Source organism: Roseibium sp., assembly GCF_025698965.1.
Taxonomy (GTDB): domain Bacteria; phylum Pseudomonadota; class Alphaproteobacteria; order Rhizobiales; family Stappiaceae; genus Roseibium.
Map to the genome: position 1 here is coordinate 1 of NZ_JAILWL010000398.1, position 6,168 is coordinate 6,168.

Below are 6,168 nucleotides of genomic sequence, written 5' to 3' on the forward strand. Positions count from 1 at the left end.
CGGCGCTTACCGATTTCGGTCTCAGGACCATAGACTTTCGAGATTTCGCCGATTTCCTTTGAAATCTTGGTCCACTGACGCGCATCGGATCCGAGCAGCTTGGTCAGATCGTCTTTTTCAGCTGTGAGTTTCTCGTGCTCCTTGCGGATTTCAAACTCTTCCAGCTTACGCAAGGACCGCAGGCGCATATTGAGGATGGCTTCGGCCTGAACGTCGGTCAGTTCAAATGTCCGGATCAGTTCGGCCTTGGCGTCATCTTCCTCCCGGATGATGCGGATGACTTCATCGAGATTGAGATAGGCAACCAGATAACCTTCCAGAACCTCAAGCCGGTGGTTGATCTGCCCAAGACGATATTCGGACCGCCGGACCAGGACAACTTTGCGATGATCCAGCCACTCGCGCAAAACCTGTTTCAGCCCCATTACCATCGGGACCTTGCCCATGGACAGAACGTTCATGTTCAGGGAAAAACGGTTTTCCAGATCCGTCAGCTTGAACAGGGATTCCATAAGAAGGGCGGCATCGACGTTCCGAGAACGCGGCACGAGGACAACGCGAATGTCTTCTGCAGATTCGTCGCGAACATCGTCGAGTAGTGGCAGTTTGCGAGCAGTGAGCAGCTCGGCAATCTTTTCGATCAGGCGCGATTTCTGTACCTGATAGGGAATTTCCGTGACAACGATCGCCCATTGGCCGCGCCCGAGGTCTTCAACCTCCCAACGGGCGCGAACACGGAAGCTGCCGCGACCGGTGGCGTAGGCCTCCCGGATGGAGCCCTGATCGGAAACCAGAAGTCCGCCGGTCGGGAAATCGGGGCCCTTGACAAACTCCAGCAGCTCATCGACTTCAGCCTTCGGATTCTTGATCAGATGCTGGCATGCCTGACAGAGTTCAAAGGCATTGTGAGGGGGAATGGAGGTCGCCATGCCGACCGCGATGCCGGATGAGCCGTTGCCAAGCAGGTTCGGAAAGCCGCCAGGCAGAACGATCGGTTCTTTGTCTTCGCCGTCATAGGTTTCGCGAAAATCGACGGCATTTTCGTCCAGACCGTCAAGCAGACGCTTGGCCGTATCGGTCATGCGCGCTTCCGTGTAACGCATGGCCGCGGCGTTATCGCCGTCGACATTACCAAAATTACCCTGGCCGTCGATCAGCGGATAACGCTGCGCGAAATCCTGGGCAAGACGGACGAGAGCATCATAAACAGCCTGGTCGCCATGCGGGTGGTATTTACCGATGACATCACCGACCACACGGGCACATTTCTTGAAGCCTGCACCCGGATCAAGTTTCAACAGACGCATTGCATAAAGCAGGCGCCGGTGAACGGGTTTCAGGCCATCGCGCACGTCAGGAAGCGCCCGGTGCATGATGGTCGACAATGCATAAGCCAGGTAGCGCTCTTCCAGCGCGTCCTTGAGGTTGATACCTTCAATGCCGCTTGGCGGCGGAGTCACTTCTTTTCCCATATTTGCTTGCTAGCTGTTAACAGCATCCAGTGCAATTCACTTGAGCATCTTTGCAGGTAAAAACGGCGGATTTTCAACGGATTTCGACCAGAAGAGCAGGAAATCGTGCCCAGTGATCTCGTGTCGCGATGTTCGAGAAGATCTTCCAGCCGGATCAGAAGTTCCAGGGGAAGGTCACCCGATAGCTTTTTTCCAAGGTGCCAAGCAGCTGCGCACGGGTTCCGCTGTCCTTGCCACCGCGTTCCTGAAGGTGCCGGTCCAAAAAGAAACTCGTTAATTCAAAGCCTTGTGTGATGTCCTCCCAAGTCAATTCACTGCCTGCCTGCCGCTGACCGTCCAGAAGGAAGGAGGGCAATGGCAGAAGTCTGTCGTGATAGGGAAGCCCGGCTTCGCGGCTGACGGCCCGGGCAGATTTTGGTGAGACATAGGCCAGATCGTCGACGCCGCCGGTCGCCGCACAGGATGTGAGGTCCAGCCCTGCGCCCAGATCCTGCAGAAGTTCCAGTTCAAAACGGATCAAAAGCGCGCCTGCCGCATCCGGAGCTTCCAGATGATCAAGCAGAACCGAAAGAGCATTGAAAAGACGCGGGTAGGGGTGTCGTTCCGGCAGCAGCCTCAGGAGGAAGGCCAGATGTTGCAGGCTGGTCAGACCAATTGCACTGGTCATCAATTCGCCTGCACGCAAGGTTTGCGGTTCGATCTGAAATTGCCCAAGGTGGTCTGAAAGCCGGGCTTTCCAGGTAAGGTCCAGTTCATTTCCGGGCTGTAACACGGGGCGATGGCGCTTTGAACGTCCACCTCGAACAAGTCCGAGATGGCGGCCATGATCGAGCGTCATGGCCTCCAGAATGACATCGTTCTCACCGTGCTTGCGGGTGGTCAGCACCACGCCGCGACCGTTCCATTCCACCTGTTATTTCCCGTAACCGGTACAGATTCTCGAACCGAATATCAGCGGAAATGAGCGCAGGCGCCACCTATTTCGGAAATTCCAGTCCCATCTCGCGATAGCGTTCCGGATCGTCGCCCCAATTTTCCCGCACTTTCACGAACAGGAACAGATGGACCGGCGTTTCGATGATCTCCGAGAGCTCTTCGCGCGCCGCCTGGGAGATCGCCTTGATGGTCTGCCCGCGTTTTCCAAGGACAATGCTTTTTTGACTGTCCCGTTCCACGTAGATCGTCTGCTCGATACGGGCCGAACCATCCTTGCGTGTCTGCCACTGCTCTGTTTCCACGGTGGAGATATAGGGCAGTTCCTGATGCAGACGCTCGAACAGCTTCTCGCGGGTTATCTCGGCAGCAAGGATACGCAGGGGGAGATCCGAAGGCTGGTCTGCCGGATAAAGCCACGGACCTTCCGGAACCTTGGACGCGAAGTAGTCCAGGATGGCCTGTGTCCCGTCTCCTTTCAGCGCAGAGATCATGAACGTCTCTTCAAATTCGAGATATTCATTTGCCTTTTGCGCCAGCTGAAGGAGCTTTTCGCGCTTGGCGACATCGGTTTTGTTCAGGATCAACACCTTAGGCGCTGACTGGCTGGAAAGTCGCTTCAGGATGTTCTCAACTTCTTCATCAATGCCTTTTCGGGCATCGATCAAAAGCGCGATAACATCGGCATCCCGGGCGCCGCCCCAAGCGGTATCGACCATCGCGCGGTCCAGTCGCCGTTTCGGTTTGAATATGCCAGGGGTATCGATGAAGACCAGTTGCGCTGACCCATGCATGGCAACACCACGCACGATAGAACGCGTGGTCTGAACCTTGTGGGTCACAATTGAGACCTTGGTTCCGACGAGCTGATTGATCAGGGTCGACTTGCCTGCATTCGGTGCACCGATCAGCGCAATGAAACCGGCCTTGGTATCGGATGGCATTTCTTCCAGCGGATCGGGCAGGGGGATGTCAAACCGGCCAGTCGGGGCCACAAAGCCATCGTCCTCGTCGTCGATATGATCACCGGTGTTGTTTTCGTCGCTCAAGTTTCTCTTATTCCTTCCAGACGCCTTCCCGGCGCAATACTGCCTCGGCGGCATTTTGTTCCGCAATCCTCTTGGAGCCACCTTTGCCTTCTCCAGGCCGCAGACCCTGCACAATCACCGAGACGGTAAAATTCGGCGCGTGATCCGGTCCGTCACGGCTGGTAACCTCGTAGCGCGGCGTCGGCAGACTTTTTGATTGTGCCCATTCCTGCAACGTGGTTTTGGCGTCCCGCAAGGGACCGGTCCACGATAGCATACGTGGCTCCCAAAGACGTTTGATAAAGGCTTCCGCAGCCTCGAAACCGCCATCAAGATAGATCGCTGCAATCACTGCCTCGCAAATGTCGGCAAGGAGTGCTGTTTTCTTGCGGCCTCCGGTCTGGGCCTCCGCCAGGCCGATACGCATGGCGTCGCCCACGCCGAGCTCCTGGGCAATTTCCGCGCAGGTTTCCCGCTTGACCATATGATTGAAACGGCGTGCGAGTTCTCCTTCGTCGGCCTTTGGAAAATGCCGGTGAAGCATGGACGCGATTGCGAGGCCGAGTACCCGGTCGCCCAGAAACTCCAGGCGTTGATAGCTGCCTGAAACGGTTTCTGAAGGGGCAAGAGCGCTTGCGTGTGTCAGCGCGACTCGCAGCAACTCCAGATCCTTGAAATCGTATTGCAGAGCTGCTTTCAGCGTCGAGACAGGGCTCTTTGTTTGTTTTTTTGTCATACAGACTGCTTCGATTTCAGGCGCCGGAGGTCCGCCGGGTTTTACAATGTCCGGCCAATTCTGTTCCAGCGAACCGTCCACGGCCAGGTCCAGATTTCGTAGGCAGCAGTGCCACCCTCGATCGAGAAGAACAGCACCTCTGCACGGCCGATGAAGTTTTCGAAAGGTACGTAACCGACTTTGCTGAGGACGCGACTGTCCACGGAGTTGTCCCTGTTATCTCCCATCATGAAGAAATGGCCTTCAGGAACTTTGTATTCGCGGGTGTTGTCCAGTTCGCCATTCGGCCTCAGGTCCAGCGTGTCGTAGGAAACGCCGTTCGGCAATGTCTCGCGGAAACGTGGCACGCGCCGGACAGCGCCGGACGGAGATTGTTCAATGTAGTCATCGATCTGTTCACGTTTGACCGGCTCGCCGTTGATGTGAACAACCCCTCTGATCACCTGGATGGTATCGCCCGGCAATCCGATGACGCGTTTGATGTAGTCGACGGATGTGTCGGTTGGGAGTTTGAAGACGGCAACGTCACCGCGCTCGGGTTCAGCAGACCAGACCCGTCCGGAAAACGGCATCAGTCCGAAAGGAAAGGAATACCGAGAATAGCCATAGCTGTATTTTGAGACAAAAAGATAGTCGCCGATCAGCAGCGTGTCCTTCATGGATCCGGAAGGGATGTTGAAGGGTTGAAACAGGAATGTCCGAACGACAAGGGCAAGAAGAAGCGCCTGGACAACGACCTTTACGGTTTCATAAAGACCGCTGTCCTTTTCTTTTTTGTTTTCTGTCACGCTCATTTTATCCCTTAAAACATGTTGTCCGGAAAATCGGAGGGCAAAGCCGCTTGTCAGCGGGACTTTTAGCCGTTCAGGCCGGTGGAAGCAATGCGGATCGGGTGTCGGGTTGCACCGTGTTCAGGCAGAAGCTGTTGATGGTGGCAATGGCCAGTCATTCGGCCAGGCGGATATGACGACAAAGGCCTGGGCTAACGGAAAGTCGTCTGTAATTGTCAGATCAATTGTGGTCTTGAAACCGTCCGGCGTCATGCCGATCAGCCTCTCGGCCGCACCCCCGGTCAGGGAAATTGTTGGCTTGCCGGAGGGCAGGTTGACCACGCCCATTTCGCGCCACGCAACCCCCATGCGAATACCGCTGCCAAGAGCTTTGGAACACGCTTCCTTGGCCGCAAACCGTTTTGCATAGGATGCGGCCCGCTCGGCCCTTTTGTCGGACTTTGCACGCTCGATTTCCGTGAAAACCCTGTTGGTGAAACGGTCTCCGAAACGCTCAAGGGTTTTCTCGATCCGGCGGATGTCGATCAGATCGCTGCCAATTCCCAGGATCATCGCTGCTCTTTCGCTTCTTCAGGCACCGGAAAAGTCGGGCCTTGGGAGTGTCAGTGAATTAGGTGGAACGGCCGGAAGGCGATTTCAAGCGCCTCCGTCTTCTCCCGCTGCTGTGCCATGCCGGAACAGGCGTCCTCTCTTTGTCGCGATCGTCTGCCGTCTGCGGCGCTGGTAGACCTCGACGCTTTTGTAGACAATGACATAGGAGATTGTTCCAACGACAAGTCCCAGCGGTACTGCGCCAATAAACATGGGTTTGAGCATGGGCCAGAGCGAATCCAGCGACTTTTCGAACAATCCATGCTGAAACTGTTCATGAACCTTGCGAGGATCTGCCTTGGGTGCGCGCCCATGGAGTATCCACTGACCGATTTTGAAAGTGAACGCCCAGATGAAGGGAAAAGTCAGCGGATTGCCGATTGAGGTCCCGAGCGCCGAAGCGATCAAATTACCGCGCACGATATAGGCCACGGCAAACGCCGTCAGGAAGTGGAACCCAACCAGCGGGGTGCATGATGCAAATGCACCCGCCGCAAAGCCGATTGCAATCGCGTGAGGAGTTGCCGTCAGGCGGAGGACGCGCTTGCCGAAATATCGTGTCGACCGGGACCAGCTGTTCCGCGGCCACACGGCAACGCGAAAGCGTTCGATGCGCG

The 6,168-nt window shown here is 56.0% G+C and carries 7 protein-coding genes; all 7 read right to left on the bottom strand.

All coding sequences use genetic code 11. The features are described 5' to 3' along the window. Nucleotides 1-1,472: DNA topoisomerase IV subunit A (gene parC / locus K5905_RS25035; protein WP_297589185.1), on the bottom strand; the 1,472-nt coding region annotated here is incomplete at its 3' end. 154 nt (nucleotides 1,473-1,626) lie between these two features. Then, nucleotides 1,627-2,382, bottom strand: coding sequence for a DNA repair protein RecO (gene recO / locus K5905_RS25040; protein ID WP_297589187.1), 756 nt, complete (start codon nucleotides 2,380-2,382; stop codon nucleotides 1,627-1,629). Between the two features lie 67 nt (nucleotides 2,383-2,449). After that, the gene (era, locus tag K5905_RS25045; RefSeq protein ID WP_297589198.1) at nucleotides 2,450-3,349 is read right to left on the bottom strand and encodes a GTPase Era; all 900 of its coding nucleotides are present in this window, start codon (nucleotides 3,347-3,349) and stop codon (nucleotides 2,450-2,452) included. A 112-nt stretch (nucleotides 3,350-3,461) separates the two neighbouring features. Next, complete coding sequence (rnc, locus tag K5905_RS25050) at nucleotides 3,462-4,169, bottom strand: ribonuclease III (RefSeq protein ID WP_297589190.1); 708 nt, start codon at nucleotides 4,167-4,169, stop codon at nucleotides 3,462-3,464. Between the two features lie 41 nt (nucleotides 4,170-4,210). Further along, nucleotides 4,211-4,963, bottom strand: coding sequence for a signal peptidase I (gene lepB, locus K5905_RS25055; protein WP_297589192.1), 753 nt, complete (start codon nucleotides 4,961-4,963; stop codon nucleotides 4,211-4,213). Between the two features lie 117 nt (nucleotides 4,964-5,080). Further along, nucleotides 5,081-5,512 (bottom strand): holo-ACP synthase, encoded by a 432-nt coding sequence (gene acpS, locus K5905_RS25060; protein WP_297589194.1) that lies wholly within the window; start codon nucleotides 5,510-5,512, stop codon nucleotides 5,081-5,083. 84 nt (nucleotides 5,513-5,596) lie between these two features. Continuing rightward, a partial coding sequence (locus tag K5905_RS25065) for a DUF2062 domain-containing protein (RefSeq protein ID WP_297589196.1) occupies nucleotides 5,597-6,168 on the bottom strand: 572 nt, incomplete at its 5' end.

Bases quoted from the DNA above. Each gene is read 5' to 3' on its own strand.
- era (WP_297589198.1), bottom strand. From the start codon at position 3,349: ATGCCATCCGATACCAAGGCCGGTTTCATTGCGCTGATCGGTGCACCG.
- rnc (WP_297589190.1), bottom strand. From the start codon at position 4,169: ATGACAAAAAAACAAACAAAGAGCCCTGTCTCGACGCTGAAAGCAGCT.
- lepB (WP_297589192.1), bottom strand. From the start codon at position 4,963: ATGAGCGTGACAGAAAACAAAAAAGAAAAGGACAGCGGTCTTTATGAA.
- acpS (WP_297589194.1), bottom strand. From the start codon at position 5,512: ATGATCCTGGGAATTGGCAGCGATCTGATCGACATCCGCCGGATCGAG.